Raw genomic sequence first — 1,531 nt, 5'->3', positions numbered from 1 at the left:
TAGATAGCGGAAAACTAAAAGCGATTTGGATAATCTGTACGAATCCTGTTGTGAGTTTACCTGACTCAAACAAAATTGAACGTGCTTTGAAAAAAGCAAAATTTGTTGTGGTTCAAGATATATCACATAACTCTGAAACCGCAGAATTTGCAGATCTTCTTTTACCAGCCGCTGGTTGGTTAGAAAAAGAAGGTACCATGACCAACTCAGAAAGACGTATAAGCTATTTACCGAAAGGTATTGAAGCACCAGGAGAAGCACTTCCAGATGCCGAAATATTATGGAGGTTTGCACAAAAAATGGATTTCCCAGGTTTCAATTACAAAACTGTGAGTGAAGTTTATGATGAACACTGTCTTTTAACAAAAGGAACAAACATTGATGTATCTGGACTTTCACATGCGAGGCTTATTGATGAAGGAACCATGCAATGGCCAGTTCCTCATAACACTCACAAAGGAACTCCACGTTTGTATACGGATCTTAAATTTGACACTCCTACGGAGAGAGCTGCATTTAACATCCCGACAAACACCGAAAATAAATCAGAACAAACTAGCTCTACATACCCACTAATTCTTAATACAGGTAGAATTAGAGATCAATGGCATACAAGAACCAAAACGGGTAAAGTACAACGTTTATTAACGCATATTGAAAAACCATATTTAGAGATGAACGGTGTGGATGCTCACAACCGTAATCTAAAAGAGGGAGATATCGTAGTTGTTAAAAACACGAGAGGTGAGGTTAGAGTTACCGTTCAAATTAATTATGATATCCGTACTGGAGTTGTTTTTATGCCAATGCATTTTGGAAAAATCCTAAACAGCGATCATGGTAGAGCAAATAATCTAACAAACAATTTAATCGATCCTGTTTCTAAGGAACCTGATTTTAAATATTGTGCTGTTCAAGTAAGCAAATACAAAAAAGAAAAGCAAAAAATATGTGTCATTGGTGGTGGTGCAGCCGCTTATAGATTTGTTCAAACATACAGAGAGAACAATGAAACTGATGAATTAGAAGTATTCTCATTAGAACCTACTCCATTTTACAACCGTGTACTATTACCGGAATATGTAAGTGAGGAAATGACATGGGAAGAATTACAAAAGATTAAAAAAGGTGAACTTGACAAATTAAAAGTTAAGTTACATGCCAGTACTTCAATTGAAGCTATAAATCGTGAAAACAAGACCATTACTGATAATCACGGTGTTGTTCATGAGTATGATGTTTTAATAATGGCTACAGGAAGTAGAGCCTTTGTTCCTCAAGATGCTCAACTTGAATTACCGGGTAGATTTACCATGCGTAATAAAGCAGATGCTGATGGACTTAAAAATTACTTAGACCAAACGGGACTTCCTTTCAACCAGCAACATGTTGTTATTGTTGGAGGTGGATTGCTTGGACTTGAATTGGCTGCTGCTTTGAACAAAAGAGGCGTTAATATCACTATTGTTCAAAGAGCCCCTAGACTAATGGAACGTCAACTTGATAGAGTTGCCAGTAGATTATTGGCTCA

Annotated in this window: 1 protein-coding gene; it reads left to right on the top strand. The window is 36.8% G+C overall.

All coding sequences use genetic code 11. From position 1 onward, the window contains the following. A partial coding sequence (locus tag P8H68_RS11210) for a molybdopterin dinucleotide binding domain-containing protein (protein ID WP_300325021.1) occupies window positions 1–1,531 on the top strand: 1,531 nt, incomplete at both ends.

This window comes from Flavicella sp., assembly GCF_029238425.1.
Taxonomy (GTDB): Bacteria; Bacteroidota; Bacteroidia; order Flavobacteriales; family Flavobacteriaceae; genus Flavicella.
The sequence above is the reverse complement of the archived record's forward strand: the minus strand, read 5'-3'. Positions and strand labels throughout refer to the sequence as shown.